At 72.9% G+C, this 25360-nt stretch carries 24 protein-coding genes; 9 read left to right on the top strand and 15 right to left on the bottom strand.

Annotated elements, in window-relative coordinates; all coding sequences use genetic code 11:
• The 4 genes from HUT16_RS25920 to HUT16_RS25905 are packed head-to-tail and all read right to left on the bottom strand — an operon-like array spanning position 1 to position 3810.
• A complete protein-coding gene (locus HUT16_RS25920; protein ID WP_033252501.1) occupies positions 1–318 on the bottom strand; it encodes a non-heme iron oxygenase ferredoxin subunit in 318 nt (105 codons plus the stop codon).
• Positions 315–1547, bottom strand: a complete 1233-nt coding sequence (gene sufD / locus HUT16_RS25915) for a Fe-S cluster assembly protein SufD (protein ID WP_176190459.1) — start codon at positions 1545–1547, stop codon at positions 315–317. Before sufD ends, HUT16_RS25920 begins: the two co-directional genes overlap by 4 nt.
• A gap of 56 nt (positions 1548–1603) precedes the next feature.
• Complete coding sequence (gene sufB, locus HUT16_RS25910) at positions 1604–3016, bottom strand: Fe-S cluster assembly protein SufB (protein WP_176190458.1); 1413 nt, start codon at positions 3014–3016, stop codon at positions 1604–1606.
• On the bottom strand, positions 3013–3810 hold the full coding sequence (locus HUT16_RS25905) for a metalloregulator ArsR/SmtB family transcription factor (RefSeq protein WP_254898366.1): 798 nt from the start codon (positions 3808–3810) through the stop codon (positions 3013–3015). The genes sufB and HUT16_RS25905 overlap by 4 nt, the downstream gene beginning before the upstream one ends.
• A 184-nt stretch (positions 3811–3994) precedes the next feature.
• Between HUT16_RS25905 and HUT16_RS25900 the strand changes: the two genes are divergently transcribed.
• Together HUT16_RS25900 and HUT16_RS25895 are read left to right on the top strand one after the other, a co-directional pair.
• Entirely contained in the window at positions 3995–4912 is a 918-nt protein-coding gene (locus HUT16_RS25900) for an ABC transporter ATP-binding protein (RefSeq protein WP_176190456.1), read from the top strand.
• Positions 4909–5679 (top strand): ABC transporter permease, encoded by a 771-nt coding sequence (locus HUT16_RS25895; RefSeq protein ID WP_176190455.1) that lies wholly within the window; start codon positions 4909–4911, stop codon positions 5677–5679. The genes HUT16_RS25900 and HUT16_RS25895 overlap by 4 nt, the downstream gene beginning before the upstream one ends.
• A gap of 67 nt (positions 5680–5746) precedes the next feature.
• Here the strand turns inward: HUT16_RS25895 and HUT16_RS25890 are convergent, their stop codons facing one another.
• The gene (locus HUT16_RS25890; RefSeq protein ID WP_176190454.1) at positions 5747–7054 is read right to left on the bottom strand and encodes a choice-of-anchor A family protein; all 1308 of its coding nucleotides are present in this window, start codon (positions 7052–7054) and stop codon (positions 5747–5749) included.
• A gap of 259 nt (positions 7055–7313) precedes the next feature.
• On the opposite strand from HUT16_RS25890, the gene HUT16_RS25885 reads away from it, so the two are divergent.
• Positions 7314–8279, top strand: coding sequence for a heme A synthase (locus tag HUT16_RS25885; RefSeq protein WP_254897989.1), 966 nt, complete (start codon positions 7314–7316; stop codon positions 8277–8279).
• Between the two features lie 123 nt (positions 8280–8402).
• Here the strand turns inward: HUT16_RS25885 and HUT16_RS25880 are convergent, their stop codons facing one another.
• Together HUT16_RS25880 and HUT16_RS25875 are read right to left on the bottom strand one after the other, a co-directional pair.
• Positions 8403–8735 carry a hypothetical protein gene (locus HUT16_RS25880; RefSeq protein WP_176190452.1) on the bottom strand — a complete coding sequence of 111 codons (333 nt, stop codon included), beginning with the start codon at positions 8733–8735 and terminating at the stop codon, positions 8403–8405.
• Positions 8736–8744: 9 nt separating this feature from the next.
• Positions 8745–9983: an FAD-dependent monooxygenase gene (locus HUT16_RS25875; RefSeq protein ID WP_176190451.1), complete on the bottom strand. Its 1239-nt coding sequence runs from the start codon at positions 9981–9983 to the stop codon at positions 8745–8747.
• Positions 9984–10122: 139 nt separating this feature from the next.
• Between HUT16_RS25875 and HUT16_RS25870 the strand changes: the two genes are divergently transcribed.
• A complete protein-coding gene (locus HUT16_RS25870; RefSeq protein ID WP_176190450.1) occupies positions 10123–10767 on the top strand; it encodes a DUF2461 domain-containing protein in 645 nt (214 codons plus the stop codon).
• A gap of 26 nt (positions 10768–10793) precedes the next feature.
• On the opposite strand, the gene HUT16_RS25865 is transcribed toward HUT16_RS25870, so the two are convergent.
• On the bottom strand, positions 10794–11738 hold the full coding sequence (locus tag HUT16_RS25865; RefSeq protein WP_176190449.1) for a heme o synthase: 945 nt from the start codon (positions 11736–11738) through the stop codon (positions 10794–10796).
• A gap of 401 nt (positions 11739–12139) precedes the next feature.
• Here HUT16_RS25865 and tkt point away from each other — a divergent pair, with 401 nt between their 5' ends.
• The 5 genes from tkt to pgl all read left to right on the top strand — a co-directional run bounded on the left by tkt (position 12140) and on the right by pgl (position 18987).
• A complete protein-coding gene (tkt, locus tag HUT16_RS25860; protein WP_176190447.1) occupies positions 12140–14236 on the top strand; it encodes a transketolase in 2097 nt (698 codons plus the stop codon).
• A gap of 96 nt (positions 14237–14332) precedes the next feature.
• Entirely contained in the window at positions 14333–15472 is a 1140-nt protein-coding gene (tal, locus tag HUT16_RS25855; RefSeq protein WP_176190445.1) for a transaldolase, read from the top strand.
• A gap of 70 nt (positions 15473–15542) precedes the next feature.
• A complete protein-coding gene (gene zwf, locus HUT16_RS25850; RefSeq protein ID WP_176192873.1) occupies positions 15543–17102 on the top strand; it encodes a glucose-6-phosphate dehydrogenase in 1560 nt (519 codons plus the stop codon).
• Positions 17099–18253 carry a glucose-6-phosphate dehydrogenase assembly protein OpcA gene (opcA, locus tag HUT16_RS25845; RefSeq protein WP_176190444.1) on the top strand — a complete coding sequence of 385 codons (1155 nt, stop codon included), beginning with the start codon at positions 17099–17101 and terminating at the stop codon, positions 18251–18253. Before zwf ends, opcA begins: the two co-directional genes overlap by 4 nt.
• Positions 18250–18987: a 6-phosphogluconolactonase gene (gene pgl, locus HUT16_RS25840; RefSeq protein ID WP_176190443.1), complete on the top strand. Its 738-nt coding sequence runs from the start codon at positions 18250–18252 to the stop codon at positions 18985–18987. The genes opcA and pgl overlap by 4 nt, the downstream gene beginning before the upstream one ends.
• A gap of 157 nt (positions 18988–19144) precedes the next feature.
• Here pgl and HUT16_RS25835 read toward each other — a convergent pair whose 3' ends face one another.
• The 7 genes from HUT16_RS25835 to yvcK form a co-directional block, all read right to left on the bottom strand.
• On the bottom strand, positions 19145–19432 hold the full coding sequence (locus HUT16_RS25835) for an RNA polymerase-binding protein RbpA (protein WP_014138616.1): 288 nt from the start codon (positions 19430–19432) through the stop codon (positions 19145–19147).
• Positions 19433–19594: 162 nt separating this feature from the next.
• On the bottom strand, positions 19595–19828 hold the full coding sequence (gene secG, locus HUT16_RS25830) for a preprotein translocase subunit SecG (RefSeq protein ID WP_176190441.1): 234 nt from the start codon (positions 19826–19828) through the stop codon (positions 19595–19597).
• An 87-nt stretch (positions 19829–19915) separates the two neighbouring features.
• Positions 19916–20701 (bottom strand): triose-phosphate isomerase, encoded by a 786-nt coding sequence (tpiA, locus tag HUT16_RS25825; RefSeq protein WP_176190440.1) that lies wholly within the window; start codon positions 20699–20701, stop codon positions 19916–19918.
• Between the two features lie 7 nt (positions 20702–20708).
• Positions 20709–21914, bottom strand: a complete 1206-nt coding sequence (gene pgk / locus HUT16_RS25820) for a phosphoglycerate kinase (protein ID WP_176190439.1) — start codon at positions 21912–21914, stop codon at positions 20709–20711.
• Between the two features lie 165 nt (positions 21915–22079).
• Complete coding sequence (gene gap, locus HUT16_RS25815; RefSeq protein ID WP_014138612.1) at positions 22080–23087, bottom strand: type I glyceraldehyde-3-phosphate dehydrogenase; 1008 nt, start codon at positions 23085–23087, stop codon at positions 22080–22082.
• A 229-nt stretch (positions 23088–23316) separates the two neighbouring features.
• Positions 23317–24297 (bottom strand): DNA-binding protein WhiA, encoded by a 981-nt coding sequence (gene whiA, locus HUT16_RS25810; RefSeq protein ID WP_014138611.1) that lies wholly within the window; start codon positions 24295–24297, stop codon positions 23317–23319.
• Positions 24288–25325, bottom strand: a complete 1038-nt coding sequence (gene yvcK / locus HUT16_RS25805; protein WP_254898365.1) for a uridine diphosphate-N-acetylglucosamine-binding protein YvcK — start codon at positions 25323–25325, stop codon at positions 24288–24290. Before yvcK ends, whiA begins: the two co-directional genes overlap by 10 nt.
• Positions 25326–25360: the final 35 nt, after the last annotated feature.

Below are 25360 nucleotides of genomic sequence, written 5' to 3'. Positions count from 1 at the left end.
TCAGTTCTCCTGGTTGACGGAGACGAGCACATCGTCCCCTTCGATCTTTACGGGGTAGACGGCGACCGGCCTGGTCGCGGGCAGCCCGGACGGCTTGCCGGTGCGCAGGTCGAAGCTGGAGCCGTGCAGCCAGCACTCGATCATGCAGTCCTCGACCTCGCCCTCGGACAGCGAGACGTTGGCGTGCGAGCAGGTGTCGTTGATGGCGAACACGCCCTCGTCGGTCCGGACGATCGCCACCGGGACGCCGTTCAGCTCGACCTTCTTGGGCACGTCCTCCTGGAGGACGCTCAGCGCGCAGGCCCGGACGTAGCTCATGCCACGGTCTCTTCCAGTTCGGCCTCGATCTTCTCCAGCAGCCGGTCCTGGATCTCGGCGACGCCGATCTGCTGGACCAACTCGGCGAAGAAGCCGCGCACCACCAGGCGGCGGGCCTCGTCGGCCGGGATGCCGCGGGACTGCAGGTAGAACAGCTGCTCGTCGTCGAAGCGGCCGGTGGCGGAGGCGTGGCCGGCGCCGACGATCTCGCCGGTCTCGATCTCCAGGTTCGGCACCGAGTCGACCCGGGCGCCGTCGGTGAGCACCAGGTTGCGGTTGAGCTCGTAGGTGTCGGTGCCCAGCGCGGCGGCCCGGATCAGCACGTCGCCGATCCACACCGCGTGCGCGTCCTGGCCCTGGAGCGCGCCCTTGTAGGCGACGTTGGAGCGGCAGTGCGGGGTGTCGTGGTCGACGACCAGGCGGTGCTCCAGGTGCTGCCCGGCGTCCGCGAAGTACAGGCCGAACAGCTCGGCCTCGCCGCCGGGGGCCGCGTAGTTGACCCGCGGGTGCAGGCGCACCACGTCGCCGCCGAAGGTGACGACCACCGACTTGAAGGTGGCGTCCCGGCCGACCAGCGCGTTCTGCTGGGCGACGTGCACCGCGTCGCGCTCCCAGTCCTGGACCGAGACGAAGGTGAGCTTGGCGCCGTCGCCGACCAGCAGGTCGACGTTGGCGGCCCGGGTGCCGGAGCCGGTGTGGTTGAGCACCACGACGGCCTCGGCGAACGGCTTGACCTCGACCACCAGGTGGGCGAAGCGGACGCCGCCCTCGCCGTGCACGTCGATCCGGACCGGCTCGGTGAGCGCGGTCTCCTTCGGGACGGTCACCACCAGGGCCTGCTCGAAGGCGCTGAACGCCTGCGCGGCGACCCGGTCCACCGGGGTGCCGGCCTTGCCGACCCGGGCGTCGTCCCGGCCGACCAGCTCGGAGGTGACGCCCTCCGGCAGGCCCAGCTCGATCTTGTCCTCGCCGGCGGCCGCCTCGGCGGCCTTGCCGTCGTGCAGCCCGCCGAGGCGGTGCAGCGGGGTGAACCGCCAGTCCTCCTCGCGGCCGGTGGGCACCGGGAAGTCGTTGACGTCGAAGGACGGCTTGACGGCGACCCGGGCGTCGATCGGCTGCCGGACGGTGTCGCGCCCGGTGCCCGGGCCGGCGAGCTGCGCGCCGGCGCCGGCGGTGCCGACCTCGATCGAGCCGGCGGTGGTGGAGCCGGGGGTGTTCTGCTCAGCCATGGCTGTTCGTGTTGCTCTCTTTCGGGAATGGTCGACGGGCGGGGGCTGACGGCGCGTCAGCCGACCGAGCCCTCCATCTGCAGCTCGATCAGCCGGTTCAGCTCCAGCGCGTACTCCATCGGCAGCTCGCGGGCGATCGGCTCGACGAAGCCGCGGACGATCATCGCCATCGCCTCGAACTCGGTCATGCCCCGGCTCATCAGGTAGAACAGCTGGTCCTCGGAGACCTTGGAGACGGTCGCCTCGTGGCCCATCGACACGTCGTCCTCGCGGACGTCCACGTACGGGTAGGTGTCCGAGCGGGAGACGGTGTCCACCAGCAGCGCGTCGCACAGCACGTTGGACTTGGCGCCCTTGGAGCCCTCGCCGATCTCGATCAGGCCGCGGTAGGAGGTCCGGCCGCCGCCGCGCGCCACCGACTTGGAGACGATGTTGGAGGAGGTGTTCGGCGCCATGTGGACCATCTTCGCGCCGGCGTCCTGGTGCTGGCCCTCGCCCGCGAAGGCGATCGACAGCGTCTCGCCCTTGGCGTGCTCGCCCATCAGGTAGACGGCCGGGTACTTCATGGTGACCTTGGAGCCGATGTTGCCGTCGATCCACTCCATGGTCGCGCCCTCGTACGCCACGGCGCGCTTGGTGACCAGGTTGTAGACGTTGTTCGACCAGTTCTGGATGGTCGTGTAGCGGCAGCGGCCGCCCTTCTTGACGATGATCTCGACCACCGCGGAGTGCAGCGAGTCCGAGGAGTAGATCGGCGCGGTGCAGCCCTCGACGTAGTGGACGTAGGCGTCCTCGTCGACGATGATCAGCGTCCGCTCGAACTGGCCCATGTTCTCGGTGTTGATCCGGAAGTAGGCCTGCAGCGGGATGTCCACGTGCACGCCCTTCGGCACGTAGATGAACGAGCCGCCGGACCACACCGCGGTGTTCAGCGCGGCGAACTTGTTGTCGCCGGCCGGGATGACGGTGCCGAAGTACTCCTTGAAGAGCTCCGGGTGCTGCTTGAGCGCGGTGTCGGTGTCCAGGAAGATGACGCCCTGCTCCTCCAGGTCCTCGCGGATCTGGTGGTAGACGACCTCGGACTCGTACTGGGCGGCGACGCCGGCCACCAGGCGCTGCTTCTCCGCCTCCGGGATGCCGAGCTTGTCGTACGTCGCCTTGATGTCGGCGGGCAGGTCCTCCCAGGACTCCGCCTGCTTCTCGGTCGAGCGCACGAAGTACTTGATGTTGTCGAAGTCGATGCCCGACAGGTCGGAGCCCCAGGTCGGCATGGGCTTCTTGCCGAACAGCTTGAGGCCCTTGAGGCGGAGGTCGAGCATCCACTCGGTCTCGTTCTTCTTCGCCGAGATGTCGCGGACCACGTCCTCGCTCAGGCCGCGCTTGGCGGCGGCGCCGGCGGTGTCCGAGTCGGCCCAGCCGTACTCGTACGTGCCGAGGCCTTCGAGCTCGGGGTGTGCGATGTCAGTCATGCGAGGTTCCTCCGCGCGGACGAGCCGTTCTCGATGGGGGACGTACCGGCAGTCGGCACTGCACCGGGCGCCCGGGCGGGCGACGGTGCGGCACCGGGTGCCGGCACATACGTGGTGCAGACCCCGTCGCCGTGGGCGATGGTGGCCAGCCGTTGCACATGGGTGCCCAGGAGCTGCGAGAAGACCTCGGTCTCGGCCTCGCAGAGCTGCGGGAACTGCTCGGCGATGTGCGCGACCGGGCAGTGGTGCTGGCAGAGCTGTGCGCCGGCCGGCGCGGCGGGCGCCGCGGCGGCGGACGGGACGCGCCGCACCGTGGCAGCGTACCCGTCGGCACTGAGCGCCTCGGCCAGTGCCTCGGCGCGCTGCTCGGCGCCGGCCTGGTCGAGGGCGTCCTGGTAGCGCTCGCCCTGCTTGGCGAGCCGGGCCCGGGCGAAGGCGGCGACCGCCTCCTCGCCCGCGCTGCCGCCGCCGGCCGCGTCCGAGATCCAGCGCAGCGCGTCGGCGGCGAGCTGGTCGTACGCCTGGTAGAAGGCGCTGCGGCCGCTGTCGGTGAGGGCGAACACCTTGGCCGGGCGGCCGCGGCCGCGACTGCCGTGGACCCGCTGCTCGCGGGCGTCGACCAGCCCGGCGGCGGCCAGGCCGTCCAGGTGGCGGCGGACCGCGGCGGGGGTCAGGCCGAGGCGGCTGGCCAGGTCGGCGGCCGAGGACGGCCCGTGGTCCAGGATCGAACGGGCGACCCGGTCCCGGGTCGCCGGGTGGCCCTCGGCGAGGGCCTCCGCCGCCGGTGCGGGCACGGCACAGCCGGGAGCGTCGGGCTCCCGGTGCTGGGCGGTGTGCTCGCGGATGTTTTTCACAACACGATTGTTGCGTAATTCGTCCGGCGGAAACAAGCCGTGACCCACGCCTCACCGGTGTCGTCCATCACGAAAGGCAAGCCTTACCTGAAAGGGGGCGTGAGCTGCTCCTAGACTCGCCGGTATGCATGCAGACCCCGCCGTCGAGGTGACCGCACTGGTCAAGCGGTACGGCGACAAGACCGCCGTGGACGGGCTGAGCCTGACCATCGCCCGGGGCACCGTCACGGCGGTGCTGGGCCCCAACGGCGCGGGCAAGACCACCACGATCGAGACCTGCGAGGGCTACCGCCGCCCCGACGCGGGCACCGTCCGGGTGCTCGGCCTGGACCCGGTGGCCCAGGCCGGGCGGCTCAGGCCGCGGATCGGCGTGATGCTCCAGTCCGGGGGCGTGTACGCCGGTGCGCGCGCCCTCGAAATGCTCCGGCACACCGCCCGGCTGTACGCCGACCCACTGCCGGTCGGCCCGCTCGCCGAGCGCCTCGGCCTGGACTCCTGCGGCCGCACCCCCTACCGCCGGCTCTCCGGCGGCCAGCAGCAGCGCCTGGCCCTGGCGATGGCCGTGGTCGGCCGCCCCGAGCTGGTCTTCCTGGACGAACCGACCGCCGGCCTCGACCCGCAGGCCCGCCGCGCCACCTGGGACCTGGTCACCGAGCTGCGCGCCGCCGGCGTCACCGTCGTCCTCACCACCCACCAGATGGACGAGGCCGAGCAGCTCGCCGACGACGTCGCGGTCGTCGACCGGGGCCAGGTGATCGCCCAGGGCTCGCCGGACGCGCTGCGCGGCGCCGAGGCGCAGCTGCGCTTCGACGGCCCGCCCGGGCTCGACCTGGCCGGCCTGCGCAAGGTGCTGCCCGACCGGGCCGCCGTCACCGAGCCCTCCCCCGGCTCCTACCGGGTCGAGGCCGAGCTGGACGCCGCCCTGCTGGCCGCCGTCACCGGCTGGTGCGCCGAGTCCGGCGTGATGCCCGACAAGCTCGCCGTGCAGCGGCGCAGCCTCGAAGACGTCTTCCTCGACCTGACCGGACGGGACCTGCGATGACCGCCACCGACCTCACCCCCCGCCCGGGCGCCGCCCCGGTCGGCCGGATGCTGCTCGCGCAGACCGCCCTGGAGACCAGGATGCTGCTGCGCAACGGCGAGCAGCTGCTGCTCACCGTGGTCATCCCGACCGTGCTGCTGGTGCTGTTCTCCGCGGTCGACGTGGTCGCGGTGGACGGGCCCGGCAAGCGGGTCGACTTCCTGGCGCCGGGCCTGCTGGCGCTGGCCGTGATGTCCACCGCGTTCACCGGCCAGGCCATCGCCACCGGCTTCGAGCGCCGCTACGGCGTGCTCAAGCGGCTCGGCGCCACGCCGCTGCCGCGCTGGGCGCTGCTGTCCGCGAAGACCGGCTGCGTGCTGGTCACCGAGCTGCTCCAGGTGCTGCTGCTGTCCGGCATCGCGCTGGCGCTGGGCTGGTCGCCGCACGGGAACCCGCTCGCCGTCCTGCTGCTGCTGGTGCTGGGCACCGCCGCGTTCTCCGGCCTGGGCCTGCTGATGGCGGGCACCCTGCGGGCGGAGGCCACGCTGGCCGGCGCCAACCTGGTGTTCGTCCTGCTGCTGCTGGCCGGCGGCGTGGTCGTCCCGCTGTCGAAGTTCCCGGACGCGGTGCGCCCGGTGCTGGAGCTGCTGCCGATCTCGGCGCTCTCCGACGGCCTGCGCTCGGTGCTCCAGCTCGGCGGCGGCACCCCCTGGGCGGACCTCGGCCTCCTCGCCCTCTGGTCGGTGCTGGGCCTGGCCGCCGCGGCCCGGTTCTTCCGCTGGGAGTGAGCCTCCCCGGCACGGGAACGGCCCCGGGAGCGGCTGCTCCCGGGGCCGTCGCCGTCCGCCTCCCGGATCAGGAGGCGTTGCCGGCCTTCTTGCGGCGCGCCGCGTAGACGATGCCGCCGCCCGCGGCGAGCACCACGACGCCGCCGATGGTCAGCGGCAGGATGCCGTCCGCACCGGTGAACGCCAGGCCGCCACCGCCGCCGCTGCTCGACCCGCCGCCGCCGGTGGAGCCGGTCGGGCTCGCGGACGGGGACGGGGTCGCGCCGGTGGAGCCGCTCGGCTTCGGGCTCCCGGAGCCGCCGGGGGTCGGCGAGCCGGTGCCGCCCGGGGTGGTGGCGCTCTCCGAGGGCTTCGGGCTCCCGGACGGCGTGGTGCTCGCGCTCTCCGAGGGCTTCGGGCTCCCGGACGGCGTGGTGGTGGTGCCGCCGGGCAGGCAGCCGGCGAACGGGTAGTGGTGGGTCTCGGCGCCGCCGCTGCCGGTCAGCGACTTCGCCCACACCGAGCCGTTGACCGGGCCGCCGGTGCCCAGGTTGAACGCCGCGTTCGGGGCGAGGACGCTGCCCGGCCAGGCGTTGCCGCTGTGCTTGGTGACCGAGGTCGCGGTCGGGAGGTTCCACAGCAGCTCGGCGCGCTCGGCGCCGCCGTCCGCGGACTGCAGCTTGTCGTCCTGGACGTACGCGCCCTTGGCGTTGTCCCAGATCCAGAACCCGGAGGTCGGGCCCTTGGTCTGGTCGTAGGAGCCGCCGGTGACGTTGATGACCGTGGTGGAGCCGGCCGGGACCTTGAGGTAGACGTCGCCGGCCTTCTGCAGCACGTCGGCCGCGACGGTGAAGACGTTGGCGGTCGCGTCGGTGCCGGTGAAGGTGATGCTCCGGCCGTCGACGGTCGGCGCGCCGCCGGTGGTCTTCGCCAGCTCGGTGGAGACGTGCCGCAGGTTGGCGAACTCCTTGGCGAAGTCGATCGGGGAGGTGCCCTTGGAGACGCCCTCCAGCTGGCCCTTGCCGATCCGGTTCCCGGCGTAGACGCCCTTGCCCTTCATGACCTGGACGTGGGCGTTCTGCTGGATCAGGTCGCCGCCGACCACCAGCGAGTAGCCGCCCGGCAGGGCGTCGACCTCGGCCCGGGTGAGCTCGTTGCCGACGGTGAAGCCGGACTTGCTGAAGTCGGCGTTGCCGCCGACCGCGACCGCGCCCTCCGCGTCCGGGCTGTGGGTGTCGTTGCCCTCGATGAACTCGCCGTACTTGCCGGCGGTGCCGAGGTCGAAGCAGGTGCCGCCCTGCGGGGGAGAGGCGGTCGCCGTGGTCGGGACGACCAGGGCCGCGAGGGCGAGCGAGCCGCCGAGCGCCACGGCGGCGGCGGATATGGACTTGCGCATGTGCAGGACTCCGCGGGTGGGTGCGGGCAGGAGTGGGAGAGGAGCCCAACCGGGAAAGGTATGGACCAAACCGCACTCTTTCGGCCATTCGTGCGACTGGTCAAGACCATGGGCCGACACGCTCGAAATGATCCTTTTTGTCCTCCGGCGCGTCTTCCGGCACGGTCCGGCCCCCGCTCCCGCCGCGGGCCCGGCGGGCCGCCGCGCCCGCCCTCCGCCCGGGGCCGGAGCACGGTGTAAGCCCGCCTACGATGGTCCGGTGACCAACCCGCTCTCCCTCCTCGCCGAACGCTGGCACCCGACCCCGCAGCACGTCCGCCGGGCGGCGCTGGCCGCGCTGGTGATGAGCGTGGTGATCGTGGTGACCGGCGGCGCCGTCCGGCTGACCGCCTCCGGGCTCGGCTGCACCACCTGGCCGCGCTGCACCGCCGACAGCCTGACGCCGACGCCGGCGATGGGCATCAACGGCGTCATCGAGTTCACCAACCGGATGCTCACCTACGTGCTGTGCGCGGCGGTCGGCTGGTTCATCCTGGCCGCGCGCTGCGCGAAGCCGTGGCGGCACGCGCTGACCAGGCTCGGCTGGGCCCAGTTCTGGATGGTGATGAGCAACTCGGTGCTGGGCGGCATCACCGTGCTGACCGGCCTGAACCCGTACATCGTGGCCGCCCACATGGTCGCCGCGATGGGCCTGGTCTGGGTCGCGGTGCTGTCCTGGGAGCGCGCCGCGGAGGGCGACGGCGAGCCGCGCGCCCTGGTCGCGGAGCCGATCCGGCTGCTGGCCCGGGTGCTGGTCGGGGTGATCGGCCTGCTGGTGCTGGCGGGCACCCTGGTGACCGGCGCGGGCCACCACCCGGGCGCCTCCAGCAAGGACGGCAAGCCGGTGTACCGCATCCCGGTCGACTACGACCGCCTGGTCCAGGCCCACGCCGACCTGGTGTTCCTCTCGGTGGGCCTGACGCTGGCCGCGCTGCTGGTGTTCGCCGCGGTCAAGGCCCCGCCGGCCGCCCGGGCCCGGGTGCGGGAGCTGTTCGTCCTGCTGCTGCTGCAGGGCGTGCTCGGCTTCGTGCAGTACTTCACCGACGCCCCCGAGGTCATGGTCGGCCTGCACATGCTGGGCGCCGCGCTGATCTGGGGCGCCGCGCTGCGGGTGCCGCTGGCCCTGCGCGGCCGGGCCGGCATCCCGGCCCAGGCCGCCGCCCCCGCCGCCGAACTGGTCGCCTGAACCGCCCGCCCCCGCCACCCGCCGGACCGGCGGGGGACCGGGGCCGCGGGCCCACTGAACGCAGCGGAGCGCGGACGATCGTCCGCGCTCCTGTTGTTGCCCCGGATCGGCCCGGCGGGCCGGTCAGATCTGGATGCCCGCCATCCGCTTCCACTCGTACGGGCCGGTCCGCACCTTCAGGCCCAGCTCGCCGTCGAACTCGTCCCGCAGGGTGAGCCCGGCCAGCTCGGCCGCCCGGCGGCCGATCGCGTAGCTCGGCGCGACCTGGTCGCCCCAGGTGCCGTCGGCGCCGACCAGGACGATCCGGGTGCCGATGGTGCCGACGTACTCCACGACGCCCTCGGCGCTGCCGCCGTGCTGCGCGGCGAAGCTGCTCAGGTGCTTGGCAATGCGCTTGGCGCGGCGCTCGGCGCGGGCGTCCGGCGCGGCGGTGGTGGCGGTCTCCGCGTTGGTCATGCCCGAATGCTACCGAGCGGTAGTGCGGCTGGCGACGGCGGAGCGCTGTGCCGGGGGCCACACCCCGGGCCCGGCCAGCTCGCCCGCCCCGGCGTAGTCCCGGGCGAAGGCGGCGCCCTCCGGGCCGGGGGCGGCGATCCGGCGGATCCGCTCCAGCCGCAGCCGCAGCGCGAACTCGCGCTGTTCGGGCGGCAGTCCGGCAGGGAGGTGGAGCAGGTCGAGCAGGCGGTCGGAGAACTCCTGGGTGCGCCAGGCGGCCTCCAGCCGGCGCCGCTGGTAGCCGTCCAACGCGCCGTCGTCGCCGTCCAGCGCCGCCGGCAGCGCGCCGGCCAGGTCGGCGGCGTCGGCGACGGCCGAGTTGAGGCCCTTGGCGCCGGACGGGGTGACGGTGTGCGCCGCGTCCCCGGCCAGCAGCAGCCGCCCGTGCCGCATCCGGCGGGCGACCCGGCCGCGCATCCGCAGCACGCCGGTCTCCAGCAGCTCGCCGGGCACCGGGGCCGCGCCGCCGAGCCCCAGCCGGTGCACCAGCGCGGCCCGGATCCGGTCCGCGTCCCAACCCTCCAGCCGCTCCCCCGCGGGCACCTCCAGGTAGAACCGGCCGACGTCCGCGGTGCGCGGCATCATCCCGGCGAACCCGTCGGCGTGCACCGCGTAGCGCACCGCAGCCACCGGCCGGTCGATCCGGGCCAGCACGGTCAGCCAGTCGTACGGGTAGCGGCGGCCCGGCCCCTCGGCGCCGTCGGGAAAGGCGGCGGCGACCACGCCGTGCGCGCCGTCGCAGCCGACCGCGTACGCGGCCCGCAGCTCGCCGTCCGGGGTGCGCAGCACCGGCCGGCCCGCCGCGTCCGGTACCACCGCCTCGACGGGCGAGCCGAAGGCGATGGTGCCGCCGTCCGCCAGGTACCGGTCGACCAGGTCGCGCACCAGCAGCTGCTGCGGGTACACCCAGTGCCGGGCGCCGCCGGAGAGCGCGCCGTAGTCGACGGTGACCTCCTCGCCGAGGCAGCTGATCTCGCAGCGGCCGTGCCGCTCGCCCTCGGCGGTCAGCCGGTCGGCCAGGCCCAGCCGGCGCAGGTACTCCACCACCCGGTGCTCCAGGACGCCGGCCCGGGCGGCGCCCTCCAGGGCGCTGCGGGTGAGCCGCTCGTGGACGGTGACGTCGAGCCCCGCCCGGCGCAGCAGGTGGGCCAGCACCAGCCCGGCGGGCCCGGCCCCGACCACGGCGACCGTGGTGCTGCGGATGGTCATCGCGCTCTCCCCGTGCTCTCGGCGGACGTCCGCAACCTAGCAGCGGGCCGGGCCGCGGGTCCTCCCGGGACCGGCCTCCCCCGGCGGGGCGTCACTCCGACGGCCGCAGCCCGGGCCGCGCGGCGTGAATACTGTCCGGGTGAACGATTTCCGTGGCTGGCCGGCCGAGGCGCTGGAGTTCTACGAGCACCTGGAGGCCGACAACTCGAAGACCTTCTGGGCCGCGCACCGCGCGGTGTACGACGAGGCCGTGCGGGCGCCGATGGAGGCGCTGCTGGCCCGGCTGGAGCCGGAGTTCGGGCCGGGGAAGGTCTTCCGGCCGAACCGGGACGTCCGGTTCTCCGCCGACAAGTCCCCGTACAAGACGCACGTCGGCGGGTACCTGGAGTCCGGCGGCTACGTGCAGCTGTCCGCCGACGGGCTGGCCTGCGGGCTGGGCTACTACCACCTGGCGAGCGACCAACTGGCCCGCTACCGCGCCGCGGTGGCCGAGGACGTGCCGGGCGCCGAGCTGGAGCGGGTGGTGGCGGCCGTCCGGGCGGCCGGGCCGCAGGTGGTCGGGCGGGACAGCCTGAAGACCGCGCCGCGCGGCACCGCCAGGGACCACCCGCGGATCGAACTGCTGCGCCACAAGGGCCTGATCGCCTGGCAGGAGTGGGAGCCCGCGGCCTGGTTGGGCACCGCGAAGGCGTACGGCCGGATCACCGGCTTCCTGCACGCGGCGGCGCCGCTGCACGAGTGGCTGGAGAACCACGTCGGCCCCAGCGAGCTTCCGCCGCGCTGAGGCCGAGAGAGGGATCGGGGCGGGCGTCAGCCCACGAAGGGGTCGATCGCGACAACCAGGAACAGCAGGGTCAGGTACGTGATCGACCAGTGGAACAGCCGCATCTCCTTGAGCTTGGCGCCCACGATGCCGGCCTTGGCGCGGGCCTGGAGGGCGTACGCCTCCTTCATCCACAGCGCGCCGAGGACGGCGGCCGCGGTCGGGTACAGCCAGCTGGTGTGCGCGGCGGGCCACAGCAGCAGCGAGGTCGCGACCATCACCCAGGAGTAGGCGACGACCTGCTTGGCGACGCCGATGTTGCCGCGGATCACCGGCAGCATCGGCACGCCCGCCTTGGCGTAGTCGTCGCGGACCTTCATCATCAGCACCCAGGTGTGCGGCGGCGTCCAGAAGAACACCACCAGGAACAGCACCACGGCCGCCCAGGACACCGAGTTCGTCACCGAGGACCAGCCGACCAGCACCGGCATGCAGCCGGCGATGCCGCCCCAGACCACGTTCTGCGAGGTGCGGCGCTTGAGGCCCAGGGTGTAGACGAAGACGTAGAACAGCAGCGCGCCCAGCGCGAGCGCCGAGGAGAGCCAGTTGACCAGGACGCCGAGCCACAGGGTGGAGACCACGGCCAGCACGACGCCGAAGACCAGCGCCTCGCGCGGGGAGACCATGCCGGTGACGATCGGGCGCCGCTCGGTGCGCGACATCACGGCGTCGATGTCGCGGTCGATGTACATGTTGAGCGCGTTGGCGCCGCCCGCCGACAGGTAGCCGCCGACCACCACCGCGAGCACCCGCCACAGGTTGGGCACGCCGCCCTGGGCCAGGAACATCACCGGCACCGTGGAGATCAGCAGCAGTTCGATGATCCGGGGTTTGGTGAGGGCCACGAAGGCCCCGACGCGGGCCCCGAACGGCCGGGGCGCGGTCCTCGTCCCTACCACCACCCCTGCGGGGCGGGATTCGACGGCGGTCACGGACACCTCAACAGTCGATGAACTTCCACAGGCGTCCCGGAGACCCGCAGGGTGCCCGCCGTCCGCTCTGCGCGTACCACGCCACCATAGACGTTCCATATCTCCCGATCCGCCCCGGGGTCCCCGGCGAGCCGCGCCCGCCCGCGTCTCGCCCTTCGGACCGGGCAAACCCTCCCCGTCCGGGCGAAGGTGGGACAGAGCAGTTGACGTCGCGGTGGCGGAATGCGGCGCCGCGGTCTCACGTTGCCCCGGCACAGAGGGTGAGGTGCGCCGCAAACGGTAGGCTCGCACAGAGAAGCGGGATCAACCCTCCGTGATCGGCACCAGCCACAGCGGCGTGGCCGACCGGTCCCCTTCACGGGGTCACACTTCACAGAATCCGGAAGGAGCCCTGAGTAAGGGTGAGCACCACGCCGAACGTCTTTGAGTGGAGCGAGGCGGACCAGCGGGCCGTCGACACGGCCCGGGTCCTGGCCATGGACGCCGTGCAGAAGGTGGGTAACGGGCACCCCGGCACCGCCATGTCGTTGGCTCCCGCCGCGTACCTCATCTTCCAGCGCTTCCTGCGCCACGACCCGACCGATCCGGCCTGGGTGGGCCGCGACCGCTTCGTGCTCTCCCCCGGGCACACCTCCCTGACGCTGTACACGCAGCTGTTCCTGTCCGGCTACGGGCTGTCCCTGGACGACCTGAAGGCCTTCCGGGTCGCGGGCAGCCGCACCCCCGGCCACCCCGAGCACGGCCACACCGCGGGCGTGGAGACCACCACCGGCCCGCTCGGCCAGGGCATCGGCAACGCGGTCGGCATGGCGATGGCCGCCCGCTACGAGCGCGGCCTGTTCGACCCGGACGCGGCGCCCGGCACCTCGCCGTTCGACCACACCGTCTGGGCCATCGTCTCCGACGGCGACCTGGAGGAGGGCATCTCCGCGGAAGCGTCCTCGCTGGCCGGCCACCAGAAGCTGGGCAACCTGGTCGCGCTGTACGACGACAACCACATCTCGATCGAGGGCGACACCGCCACCGCCTTCTCCGAGGACGTGCTGGCCCGCTACGAGGCGTACGGCTGGCACGTCCAGCGGGTCGCCCCGAAGGCCGACGGCGACATCGACGTGGCCGCGCTGGCCGCCGCGCTGGAGGCCGGCCGGGCCGAGACCGGCCGGCCGTCGATCATCGCGATGCGCACCGTCATCGCCTGGCCCGCGCCGAACGCCCAGGACACCGCCAAGGCGCACGGCTCGGCCCTCGGCGACGCCGAGATCGCCGCCACCAAGAAGGTGCTGGGCTTCGACCCGGAGAAGACCTTCGAGGTCTCCGACGAGGTCGTCGCGCACGCCCGCGGCGTCGTCCAGCGCGGCCAGGCCGCCCGCGCCGCCTGGGACGCCGAGCTCGCCGACTGGCGCGCCGCCAACCCGCAGCGCGCCGCCGAGTTCGACCGGATCCAGATCGGCGAGCTGCCCGACGGCTGGGAGAAGGCGATCCCGGTCTTCCCGGCCGGCAAGGACGTCGCCACCCGCAAGGCCTCCGGCGACACCCTCAAGGCGGTCGGCAAGCTCGTCCCCGAACTCTGGGGCGGTTCCGCGGACCTCGCCGAGTCCAACCTGACCACCATCGACGAGGAGTCCTCCTTCCTCCCGGAGGGCAACCCGCTCAAGAGCGCCTCGCCGTACGGCCGCACCGTCCACTTCGGCATCCGCGAGCACGCCATGGGCTCGGTGATGAACGGCATCGCGCTGCACGGCCGCACCCGCATCTTCGGCGGCACCTTCCTGGTGTTCTCCGACTACATGCGCCCCGCGGTCCGGCTCGCCGCGCTGATGAAGCTGCCGGTGGTCTACGTCTGGACGCACGACTCGATCGGCCTCGGCGAGGACGGCCCGACCCACCAGCCGGTCGAGCACCTGGCCGCGCTGCGCGCCATCCCCGGCCTCGCGGTGGTCCGCCCGGCGGACGCCAACGAGACCGCCGTGGTGTGGCGCACCGTGCTGGAGCGGCAGACCAGCCACCCCGGCCCGGTCGGCCTGGCGCTGACCCGGCAGGGCGTGCCGACCTTCGACCGCGAGGTGTTCGGCTCCGCCGAGGGCGCGGCCAGGGGCGGCTACGTGCTGGCCGAGGCCGAGGGCGGCGAGCCCAAGGTCATCCTGATCGGCACCGGCTCCGAGGTGCAGCTCGCCGTGCAGGCCCGCGAGGCGCTGCAGGCCGAGGGCGTCCCGACCCGGGTGGTCTCGCTGCCGTCGGTGGAGTGGTTCAACGAGCAGGACCAGGCGTACCGCGACAGCGTGCTGCCGCCGAACGTCCGGGCCCGGGTCTCGGTCGAGGCGGGCATCGCCCAGGGCTGGCGCGAGCTGGTCGGCGACGCCGGCCGGATCATCAGCCTGGACCACTTCGGCGCCTCCGCCGACTACCAGGTGCTGTACCAGGAGTTCGGCATCACCGCCGACGCGGTGGCCAACGCCGCCCGCGCCTCGCTGCGCACGGTCGAGGCCGTCTCCCGCTGACGCGCTGACCCGCCCGGTCCGGGGTATCCGCACTACCCCGGGCCGGCTTCCCGGACTCCACCAGACGTACGAAAAGAAGAAGAGGGACTGAGCACCATGACCGACGCTTTGAACCGCCTCAGCGAAGAAGGCGTGGCGATCTGGCTCGACGACCTGAGCCGCGAGCGCCTGAACTCCGGCAACCTGGCCGAGCTGGTGCAGGAGAAGCACGTCGTCGGCGTCACCACCAACCCGACCATCTTCCAGAAGGCCATCGGCAGCGGCAGCGCCGCCTACGACGGCCAGCTGACCGACCTCGCGGTCCGCAAGGTCACCACCGAGGAGGCGATCCGCATGATCACCACCTCCGACGTGCGCGACGCCGCCGACGTGCTGCGCCCGGTCTACGACGCCACCAACGGCCGCGACGGCCGGGTCTCCATCGAGGTCGACCCGCGCCTGGCCCACGAGACCGACGCCACCGTCGCCGAGGCCAAGCAGCTGTGGTGGCTGGTCGACCGCCCCAACGTGCTGATCAAGATCCCCGCCACCCTGGGCGGCCTGCCCGCGATCAGCCGGGTGCTCGCCAAGGGCATCAGCGTCAACGTCACGCTGATCTTCTCGCTGGAGCGCTACAAGGCCGTCATCGACGCCCACCTGAGCGGCCTGGAGCAGGCCAAGGCCGCCGGCCTCGACCTCTCCCAGATCGAGTCCGTCGCCTCGTTCTTCGTCTCCCGCGTGGACACCGAGATCGACAAGCGCCTGGACGCCGTCGGCACCCCCGAGGCCAAGGAGCTGCGCTCCAAGGCCGCCCTGGCCAACGCCCGCCTCGCCTACCAGGCGTACGAGGAGGTCTACGGCTCGGTCGACGGCAGCAAGCCCGCCTCCGCCCGCTGGGCCGCCCTGGAGGCCGCCGGCGCCAAGCCGCAGCGCCCGCTGTGGGCCTCCACCGGCGTCAAGGACCCGAACCTGCCGGACACTCTCTACGTGACCGAGCTGGTCGCCCCGGGCACCGTGAACACCATGCCCGAGGCCACCCTGGACGCCACCGACGACCACGGACAGGTCACCGGCGACACCATCACCCCGAACTACGCCGACGCCAAGGCCGTCCTCGACGCGGTCGCCGCCGCGGGCGTGGACTACGACGACGTGGTCCAGGTGCTGGAGGACGAGGGCGTGCAGAAGTTCGAGGCCTCCTGGACCGAGCTGCTCGACACCGTCACCGCGGCGCTCGAAGCGCACGGCAAGAACTGACTCCTGCTCACGACCTGACGCAACGAAAGCGGAGCACACCACAGTGAGCAACACCCAGCCGTACCCGGATGTGGAGGGCACGGAGCCGGCCGCGGGAGACACCCCGGACCGGCCCGTCAACCCGCTGCGCGACCCCGCCGACCGGCGGCTGCCGAGGATCGCCGGGCCGTCCGGCCTGGTGATCTTCGGCGTCACCGGCGACCTGTCGCGCAAGAAGCTGATGCCGGCGGTCTACGACCTCGCCAACCGCGGCCTGCTGCCGCCGGGCTTCTCGCTGGTCGGCTTCGCCCGCCGCGAGTGGGAGGACGAGGACTTCGCCAACGAGGTGCACGACGCCGTCAAGGAGCACGCCCGCACGCCCTTCCGCGAGGAGGTCTGGGAGCAGCTGGCGAAGGGCATGCGCTTCGTCCAGGGCGACTTCGGCGACGACGAGGCATTCGACACCCTGCGCCGCACCATCGAGGACCTCGACCGGGCGCAGGGCACCAGCGGCAACTTCGCGTTCTACCTGTCGGTGCCGCCGAAGTTCTTCCCGACCGTGGTCCAGCAGCTCAAGAAGCACGGCCTGACCGACCCGCCGGCGGGTTCCTGGCGCCGGGCGGTGATCGAGAAGCCGTTCGGCCACGACCTGGCCAGCGCCCAGGAGCTGAACCGGATCGTCCACGAGGTCTTCCCCCGGGACGAGGTCTTCCGGATCGACCACTACCTGGGCAAGGAGACCGTCCAGAACATCCTGGCGCTGCGCTTCGCCAACCAGATGTTCGAGCCGATCTGGAACCGGTCGTACGTCGACCACGTGCAGATCACCATGGCCGAGGACATCGGCATCGGCGGCCGGGCCGGCTACTACGACGGCATCGGCTCCGCCCGTGACGTCATCCAGAACCACCTGCTCCAGCTGATGGCGCTGACCGCCATCGAGGAGCCGGCGTCCTTCCACCCGAAGGCGCTGGTCGCCGAGAAGCTGAAGGTGCTCAGCGCCGTCAAGCTGCCCGCCGACCTGGGCGCGCACACCGTGCGCGGCCAGTACGCGGCGGGCTGGCAGGGCGGCGAGGAGGTGCTCGGGTACCTCGACGAGGACGGCATCAACCCCGAGTCGGGCACCGACACCTACGCGGCCATCAAGCTGGAGATCAACAACCGCCGCTGGGCGGGCGTGCCGTTCTACCTGCGCACCGGCAAGCGGCTGGGCCGCCGGGTCACCGAGATCGCGGTGGTCTTCCAGCGCGCCCCGTACCTGCCGTTCGACTCCTACGCCACCGAGGAGCTCGGCCAGAACGCCCTGGTGATCCGCGTCCAGCCGGACGAGGGCGTCACCGTGCGGTTCGGCTCGAAGGTCCCCGGCACCGCGCTGGAGGTCCGCGACGTCACGATGGACTTCGCCTACGGCGAGTCCTTCACCGAGTCCAGCCCGGAGGCGTACGAGCGCCTCATCCTGGACGTCCTGCTCGGCGACGCGAACCTCTTCCCGCGGCACCAGGAGGTCGAGCTGTCCTGGCAGATCCTCGACCCGATCGAGCAGTACTGGGAAGCCAACGGCAAGCCCGCGCAGTACCCGGCCGGCACCTGGGGTCCGGTCGAGGCGGACGAGATGCTCGCACGAGACGGCAGGAGCTGGCGCCGGCCATGAAGATCGACCTGACGGACACCACGTCCAGCAAGATCAACGCAGCGCTGATGAACGCCCGGCGGGAGAGCGGCTCGACCGCCGCCGGCATGGTGCTGACCCTGGTCATCGTGACGGACGAGGGCAGCGCGTACGACGCGCTCAAGGCCGCCAACGACGCCTCCCGCGAGCACCCCTCGCGCATCCTGGCCGTCATCAAGCGGGCCGGGCGCTCGCCCCGCGCCCGGGCCGAGACCCGGCTCGACGCGGAGATCCTGGTCGGCACCGACGCGGGCAGCGGCGAGACGGTCATCCTGCGGATGCACGGCGAACTCGCCGCGCACGCCCAGTCGGTGGTGCTGCCGCTGCTGCTGCCGGACGCCCCCGTGGTGGTCTGGTGGCCGGACAACGCCCCGCTCAACCCGGCCCAGGACCCGCTGGGCGCGCTCGCCCAGCGCCGGATCACCGACGCGGTGACCGCCGAGTCGCCGGTCGGCCAGCTCGCCCAGCGGGCGGCCGGCTACACCCCCGGCGACACCGACCTCGCCTGGACCAGGATCACCGGCTGGCGCTCCATGCTGGCCGCCGCCCTGGACCAGCGCGACGTCACCATCACCGGCGCCGTGGTCGAGGGCGAGTCGTACAACCCCAGCGTCGAACTGCTCGGCCTGTGGCTGCACAACCGCCTGCGCGTCCCGGTCGAGCGGGTCGTCACCGGCGGCCCCGGCATCACCGCGGTGCGGCTGCGCACCGCGGACGGCGACATCACGCTCGACCGCCCCGACGGCCTGCTCGGCACGCTCTGCATGCCCGGCGCGCCCGACCGGATGGTCGCGCTCAAGCGCCGCGACACCGCCGAGCTGATCGCCGAGGAGCTGCGCCGCCTCGACCCCGACGACATCTACGCCACCGCCGTCCGCACCCCGGTCGACCGGCTGCGCGAGCGGATCGCCGGAGTCGAGCACGCGGGCCCCGGCGGCACCGTGGAGGCGCACGCCGCCGCCGGGGCCCCGACGGACGCCCCGGCGGAGGACAAGGTCGTCGAGGCCGCGGTCGCCGGCCCCGCCCGGGTGACGGCCAAGCTGCCGAAGAAGGCCGCCCCCGCCGCCAAGAAGGCCGCGGCCGGGAAGACCGCCACCAGGGCGGCCGCCCCGCGCAAGCGGAGCGGCCAGTGAGCGGCGACCTGGTCCTGGTCCACCGGGACGCCGCGCTGCTCGCCCAGGCGGCGGCGGCCCGGCTGCTGACCGCCCTGGTCGACGCCCAGTCCGCCCGCGGCACCGCGCACCTGGTGCTCACCGGCGGCCGCAACGGCAACGCCCTGCTGGCCGCGCTCGCCGCCCACCCGGCGCGCGACGCGGTCGACTGGGCACACGTCGAACTGTGGTGGGGCGACGAGCGCTACCTGCCGGCCGGCGACCCGGAGCGCAACGCCGTCCAGGCCGCCGCGTTCCTGGACGCCGTCCGGCCGCTGGGCGCCCGGGTGCACGAGATGCCCCCGGCCGACGGCACCCCGGCCGAGGCCGCCGCCGAGCGGTACGCCGCCGACCTGGCCGCGGCCGCCGCGCCCGGCGAAGCGCTGCCGGTCTTCGACGTCCTGCTGCTCGGCGTCGGCCCCGACGCGCACGTCGCCTCGCTCTTCCCCGGCCACCCCGGCACCGAGCGGGCCGACGGCACCGTCATCGCCGTCCACGACTCGCCCAAGCCCCCGCCCACCCGCCTCTCCCTGACCCTCCCCGCCCTCCGGCGGGCCCGTCAGGTCTGGCTGCTGGCCGCGGGCGAGGACAAGGCCGGGGCGGTCGCCCTGGCCCGCACCGCCCCCGGAGCCGCCACGGCCCCGGCCGGTGCGGTCCACGGCACCGAGCGGACGCTGTGGCTGCTGGACGAGGCGGCCGCGGCGAAGCTCGCCTGACGCCGCACCGCCCGAAGGCCGCGGAAGGCCCGGCCCCCACCCGGGGGCCGGGCCTTCCGCGTTCCCGGCGCCGCCGGGAGCGGACACCCGGCGGACGGGCAGACGCGAAGGGCGCCACCGGTGACCGGTGGCGCCCTTCGCGCTGTCGTGCCGTGGCTCAGATCTCGCCGCGCAGCTTGGCCAGCGCCTCGGCGAGGATCGCCTCGCCGTCCGCGTCGGTGCGGCGCTCGCGCACGTAGGCGAGGTGGGTCTTGTAGGGCTCGTTGCGGGCCGGGGCGGGCGGGTTGTGCTCGTCCTGGCCGGCCGGGAAGCCGCAGCGCGGGCAGTCCCAGGTGTCGGGGATGGCCGCCTCGGCGGCGAAGCTGGGGCGTGTTTCGTGCTTGTTGGCGCACCAGAAGGAGATGCGGTTGCGCGGGGCGGACTCGCCGCGCTCCGCTTCGCCCATCGGGCCGGCGCCGACTCTGCTGCCTCGGATCGCGTTGCCACTTGCCACGGTCTGACTCCCTGCGTGCTGGTGCCGTCCGGCCGCGGCTGGGCGGACGGTGGCGAAGTCGTCCTAGTGTAAGCGGGAGTTAAGGCATCGCCACCATCGCCCGCCGACTTCGTCTCAGTTGTTCTTGAGCAGCAGCCCGAGGACCACGATGCACGCGAACCAGGCGATGCCCAGGGTCACGGTGATCCGGTCGAGGTTGCGCTCGGCCACCGCGGAGCCGCCACCGGTGGAGGCCGCGCCGCCGCCGAACATGTCGGACAGGCCGCCGCCCTTGCCCTTGTGCAGCAGCACCAGCAGGATCAGCAGCGCGCTGAGGACGATCAGAGCAATCTCGAACCCGAGAACCACGACGGACCAACTCTCTCGAATCTTCGGCGAAGGGGCCGGGCCCGCTCCTCGCGGTCCGGCCCCAAAGCCTACGTTGCCGCAGGGGCGTTAGCCTACTGCCTGCTCACGGTAGCGCACGATCTTGACGAACTCGTCGGCGTCCAGGGAGGCACCGCCGATCAGGCCGCCGTCGACGTCGGGCTTGGCCATCAGACCGGCCGCCGACGAGGACTTCACCGAACCGCCGTACAGCACGCGGACCTTGCCGGCCAGCTCGGCCCCGTACAGCTCGCCGAGGCGGGCCCGGATCGCGCCGCAGACCTCCTGCGCGTCCTCGGGGGTGGCGACCTCGCCGGTGCCGATCGCCCAGACCGGCTCGTACGCGACGACGATGCTCTCGGCGTCCGAGGCCGGGACGCCGTCGAGGGCGCCGTCGAGCTGGGCGAGGGTGTACGCGACGTGGGTGCCGGCCTTGCGGATCTCCAGCGGCTCGCCGATGCACAGGATCGGGGTGATCCCGTTGCGGTAGGCGGCCTTCACCTTGGCGTTGACGATCTCCTCGTTCTCGCCGTGGTACTGGCGGCGCTCGGAGTGGCCGATCACCGCGTAGGCGACCTTCAGCTTCGCCAGCATCGGGCCGGAGACCTCGCCGGTGTAGGCCCCGCCGTCGTGCTGCGAGATGTCCTGCGAGCCGTACTTCAGCTTCAGCTTGTCGCCGTCGACCAGGGTCTGCACCGAGCGCAGGTCGGTGAACGGGACCAGGACGGCGACCTCGACGGCCTCGTAGTCCTTGTCGGCCAGCGAGAACGCCAGCTTCTGGGTGTGCTGGATGGCCTCGAGGTGGTCGAGGTTCATCTTCCAGTTGCCCGCCATCAGCGGGAGACGCTCAGTCATGTCTTTCTCAGTCCTCCAGGGCGGCGAGACCGGGGAGGGTCTTGCCCTCCAGGTACTCGAGGCTCGCGCCACCGCCGGTCGAGATGTGTCCGAACTTCGCCTCGTCGAACCCCAGGGTGCGGACCGCCGCCGCCGAGTCGCCGCCGCCGACCACGGTGAACGCGTCGGAGTCGAGCAGCGCCTGGGCGACCGCCCGGGTGCCGTCGGCGAACGCCGGGTGCTCGAAGACGCCCATCGGGCCGTTCCAGAAGACCGTCTTCGCGTCGGCGATCTTCTCCGCGAACAGCTGCGCGGTCTTCGGGCCGATGTCCAGGCCGAGCGCGCCGTCCGGGATCGCGTCCACGTCGACGACCGCGTAGTCCTCGACCGGGGCGCCGGTCTTGACGTCCGGGAAGCTGCCGGAGACCGCGGTGTCCAGCGGGATCACGAACTCCACGCCCTGCTCGGCGCCGCGCTTCAGGTAGTCCTGGACGACCGGGATCTGGTCCTCCTGGAGCAGCGAGGCACCCACGCCGTGGCCCTGGGCCGCGATGAAGGTGTACATCATGCCGCCGCCGATCAGGATCCGGTCGGCCTTGCCGAGCAGGTTCTCGATCACGCCGACCTTGTCGGAGACCTTCGAGCCGCCGAGCACCACCACGTACGGGCGGGCCACGTCCTCGGTGAGACGCTTGAGGACGCCCACCTCGGTGGCGATCAGGTCGCCGACCGCGTGCGGCAGCCGGGCCGGGAGGTCGTAGACGGAGGCGTGCTTGCGGTGCACCGCGCCGAAGCCGTCGCCCACGTACAGGTCCGCGAGGGCGGCCAGTTCGTCGGCGAACGCGCCGCGCTCGGCGTCGTCCTTGGCGGTCTCGCCCGCGTTGAAGCGCAGGTTCTCCAGCAGCGTGACCTCGCCGTCGCCGAGGGCGGCGACGGTGGCCTTCGCGCTGTCCCCGACGGTGTCGGTGGCGAACGCCACCGGACGGCCGAGGATCTCGCCGAGGCGGACGGCCACCGGCGCGAGGGAGAACTTCGGGTCCGGCTCGCCCTTGGGACGTCCCAGGTGGGAGGCGACGACCACGCGCGCACCGCGCTCGACGAGCTTGGCGATGGTCGGCGCGACGGCGCGGATCCGGCCGTCGTCGGTGATGGTGTCACCGGACAGCGGCACGTTGAGGTCGGCGCGGACGAACACCCGCTTGCCGGAGACCTCCAGGTCTTCGATCGTCTTCACGGTCTTGCTCCTCAGGGGGTGGAACGGTGCGCAGACGGCGACACGACGGCGGGCCACCGGTATCGAGGGGTAGGACGGACGGGGGTGGGCGCAGCGGGCAGGGCCCGGTCGGCGAACACAGCCGTCCGGGCCCTGCCCCTTACGTCACGTCGACTACCGCCGGGGTCAGAGCTGGTCGCCGACGAGGGAGACCAGGTTGACGAGGCGGTTGGAGTAGCCGAACTCGTTGTCGTACCAGCCGAGCACCTTGACCTGGTTGCCCTGGACCATCGTCAGCTGCGAGTCGAAGATGCAGGAGTGCGGGTCGTTGACGATGTCCGAGGAGACGATCGGGTCCTCGGTGTACGCCAGGTAGCCCTTGAGCGGGCCCTCCTGCGCGGCCTTCTGGAACGCGGCGTTGACCTCGTCCTTGGTGACCTCGCGCTCGAGGGTGACCACCAGGTCGGTGATGGAGCCGGTCGGGACCGGGACGCGCAGCGAGGTGCCGTCCAGCTTGCCCTTGAGCTCCGGCAGGACCAGGGCGGTGGCCTTGGCGGCACCGGTCGAGGTCGGGATGATGTTCTGCGAGGCGGCGCGGGCGCGACGCAGGTCCTTGTGCGGGAAGTCCAGGGTGACCTGGTCGTTGGTGAAGGCGTGCACGGTGGTCATCAGGCCCTTGACGATGCCGAAGTTCTCGTGCAGGACCTTCGCCATCGGCGCCACGCAGTTGGTGGTGCAGGAGGCGTTGGAGATGATGTCGTGCGCCGCCGCGTCGTACTTGTCCTCGTTGACGCCCAGGACGATGGTGATGTCCTCGTCGCTGGCGGGCGCCGAGATGATGACCTTCTTCGCACCGGCGGTGATGTGCTTCTTCGCAGCATCGGCCTTGGTGAAGATGCCGGTGGACTCGACGACGATGTCGGCGCCCAGGGCGGCCCAGGGAAGGTTGGCGGGGTCGCGCTCGGCGGTGACCTTGAAGGTGTGACCGTCGACGGTGATGCTGTCCTCGGTGTGCGAGACCTCGCCGGGGAAGGTACCGAGAGTGGTGTCGTACTTGAGCAGGTGAGCCAGCGTCTTGGTGTCGGTCAGGTCGTTGACACCGACGATCTCGATGTCAGCGCCCTGGGACTTGACCGCACGGAAGAAGTTGCGGCCGATGCGGCCGAACCCGTTGATGCCTACCCGGATCGTCACGAACCGATCTCCTCTTAGGTACGCCGGGCCGGAGCCCGACGGGGGTGAAATTTGGGTTGTCCCCGACCACTGCTGACCCTACCTCGCTCAAGTGTCGCAAGGCACATCGCCTCACCGGTTGGGACGGGGCGGGCCGGGTGCGCCGGAGGGGCGCGCGGGGCGGGCGCGGCGACTGCCGCGACCTGCTCCGCGCGCCCCTCCGGTGTGCTGCGGGACGGTTGACCGACCGTCAGTTCAGGGCCATCTCCTCGGTGAGGTTGGCCTCGGTGTTCGGCAGGCCGAGTTCGGCGGCCCGCTTGTCCGCCATCGCCAGCAGCCGGCGGATCCGCCCGGCCACCGCGTCCTTGGTCAGCGGCGGGTCGGCGAGCGCGCCCAGCTCCTCCAGCGAGGCCTGCTTGTGCTGCATGCGCAGCGCGCCGGCCGCGGCCAGGTGCTCGGGCACCTCCTCGCCGAGGATCTCCAGGGCGCGCTGCACCCGGGCGCCGGCGGCGACCGCGGCGCGGGCCGAGCGGCGCAGGTTGGCGTCGTCGAAGTTGGCCAGCCGGTTGGCGGTGGCCCGCACCTCGCGGCGCATCCGGCGCTCCTCCCAGGCCAGCACCGACTCGTGCGCACCGAGCCGGGTGAGCAGCGCGCCGATCGCGTCGCCGTCCCGGATCACCACCCGGTCGACGCCGCGCACCTCGCGGGCCTTGGCCGGGATGCCGAGCCGGCGGGCCGCGCCGACCAGGGCGAGCGCCGCCTCGGAACCCGGGCAGGTGATCTCCAGGGAGGAGGAGCGCCCGGGCTCGGTCAGCGAGCCGTGCGCGAGGAAGGCGCCGCGCCAGGCCGCCTCCGCGTCGCAGGTCGCCCCGGACACCACCGCCGGGGGCAGGCCCCGGATCGGCCGTCCGCGTCCGTCCACCAGCCCGGTCTGCCGGGCCAGCAGCTCGCCGTCCTTCACCACCCGCACCACGTACCGGCTGCCGCGTCGCAGCCCGCCGGGGGCCATCACCACCAGATCCGAGGAGTGTCCGAAGATCTCCAGGAGGTCCTTGCGCAGCCGCCGTGCCGCAATGCCGGTGTCCAGCTCCGCCTCGATCACGATGCGGCCGCTCACAATGTGCAGTCCGCCCGCAAAACGCAGGATCGCCGAGACCTCCGCCTTGCGGCAGCAGGCACGGGTGACGGGAAGCCGGGAGATCTCGTCTTTCACCGCTGCCGTCATCGCCATGGGCCGATCCTTCCATGAGTCCGGAAAATCCGGTCGTACGCGGCGGCCAAGAGCTCCGCGTCGTGTCGCGGCGTCCCGTCCGCGCGGGCCACCGAGTCGAGCACCAGGGCGGCGCCCATCCGCTCGGCGGCCTGTTCCAGGCCGGCCAGGTCGGCGACCCCGAAGGCGCCGCCGCTGACCGCCCGCTCGTCCACCAGGATCGCATCCACCGCCAGCTTGGGGGCGTGGTCGGCGATCACCTCCAGGTGGCGCTGCGGGGTGAAGCCCTCGGTCTCGCCGGGCTGCGGGGCCAGGTTGAGGGTGAGCAGGCGGCGGGCCCGGGTCTCGGTGAGCGCCCGGGCGAGGTCGGGGACCAGCAGGTGCGGCAGCACGCTGGTGAACCAGGAGCCGGGGCCGAGCACCACCCAGTCCGCCTCCAGGACGGCCTGCACGGCCTCGGGGACGGCGGGCGGCCCGTCCGGGAGCAGCCGGATCGACTGCACGGTGCCGGGGGTGACCGCCACCGCCGCCTGGCCGCGCACCGCGGACACCTCGCCGGGGCGCAGCGGGTCGTGGCCGCGCACCAGGGCCTCGATGTCCAGCGGGACGGCCGACATCGGCAGCACCCGGCCCTGCACGTTCAGCAGCCGGCCGACCCAGTTCAGCGCCTCCACCGGGTCGCCGAGCTTCTCCCAGAGCGCCACGATCAGCAGGTTGCCCACCGCGTGGCCGCCGAGCTCGCCGGTGCCGGCGAAGCGCTGCTGGATCACCTCGGACCAGGTCCGGCCCCACTCGTCGTCGCCGCACAGCGCGGCCAGCGCCTTGCGCAGGTCGCCGGGCGGCAGCACGCCGAGCTCGGTGCGCAGCCGCCCGCTGGAGCCGCCGTCGTCGGCGACGGTGACCACCGCGGTCAGCTCGGTGGTCAGCCGGCGCAGCGCGGACAGCGAGGCGGACAGGCCCTGGCCGCCGCCGAGTGCGGCGATCCTCGGCGCCCCGGGCCGCGGGGCCCGCTCGGCCGGTCTGGTCCGGAGCTGCTGCCGCGCTGGCACGTATCCCGTCACGCCGACACCGTGTTCCTGTCTCG

It is taken from the genome of Kitasatospora sp. NA04385, from assembly GCF_013364235.1.
In the GTDB taxonomy this organism is placed as follows: Bacteria; Actinomycetota; Actinomycetes; order Streptomycetales; family Streptomycetaceae; genus Kitasatospora.
This window is presented reverse-complemented; position numbering and strand designations above follow the sequence as displayed.

Excerpts from the sequence above, each read along its gene's own strand:
- HUT16_RS25920 (WP_033252501.1), bottom strand. The coding sequence starts at position 318 with ATGAGCTACGTCCGGGCCTGCGCGCTGAGCGTCCTCCAGGAGGACGTG.
- sufD (WP_176190459.1), bottom strand. The coding sequence starts at position 1,547 with ATGGCTGAGCAGAACACCCCCGGCTCCACCACCGCCGGCTCGATCGAG.
- sufB (WP_176190458.1), bottom strand. The coding sequence starts at position 3,016 with ATGACTGACATCGCACACCCCGAGCTCGAAGGCCTCGGCACGTACGAG.
- HUT16_RS25900 (WP_176190456.1), top strand. The coding sequence starts at position 3,995 with ATGCATGCAGACCCCGCCGTCGAGGTGACCGCACTGGTCAAGCGGTAC.
- HUT16_RS25895 (WP_176190455.1), top strand. The coding sequence starts at position 4,909 with ATGACCGCCACCGACCTCACCCCCCGCCCGGGCGCCGCCCCGGTCGGC.
- HUT16_RS25890 (WP_176190454.1), bottom strand. The coding sequence starts at position 7,054 with ATGCGCAAGTCCATATCCGCCGCCGCCGTGGCGCTCGGCGGCTCGCTC.
- HUT16_RS25880 (WP_176190452.1), bottom strand. The coding sequence starts at position 8,735 with ATGACCAACGCGGAGACCGCCACCACCGCCGCGCCGGACGCCCGCGCC.
- HUT16_RS25875 (WP_176190451.1), bottom strand. The coding sequence starts at position 9,983 with ATGACCATCCGCAGCACCACGGTCGCCGTGGTCGGGGCCGGGCCCGCC.
- tal (WP_176190445.1), top strand. The coding sequence starts at position 14,333 with ATGACCGACGCTTTGAACCGCCTCAGCGAAGAAGGCGTGGCGATCTGG.
- opcA (WP_176190444.1), top strand. The coding sequence starts at position 17,099 with ATGAAGATCGACCTGACGGACACCACGTCCAGCAAGATCAACGCAGCG.
- HUT16_RS25835 (WP_014138616.1), bottom strand. The coding sequence starts at position 19,432 with ATGGGCGAAGCGGAGCGCGGCGAGTCCGCCCCGCGCAACCGCATCTCC.
- tpiA (WP_176190440.1), bottom strand. The coding sequence starts at position 20,701 with ATGACTGAGCGTCTCCCGCTGATGGCGGGCAACTGGAAGATGAACCTC.
- whiA (WP_014138611.1), bottom strand. The coding sequence starts at position 24,297 with ATGGCGATGACGGCAGCGGTGAAAGACGAGATCTCCCGGCTTCCCGTC.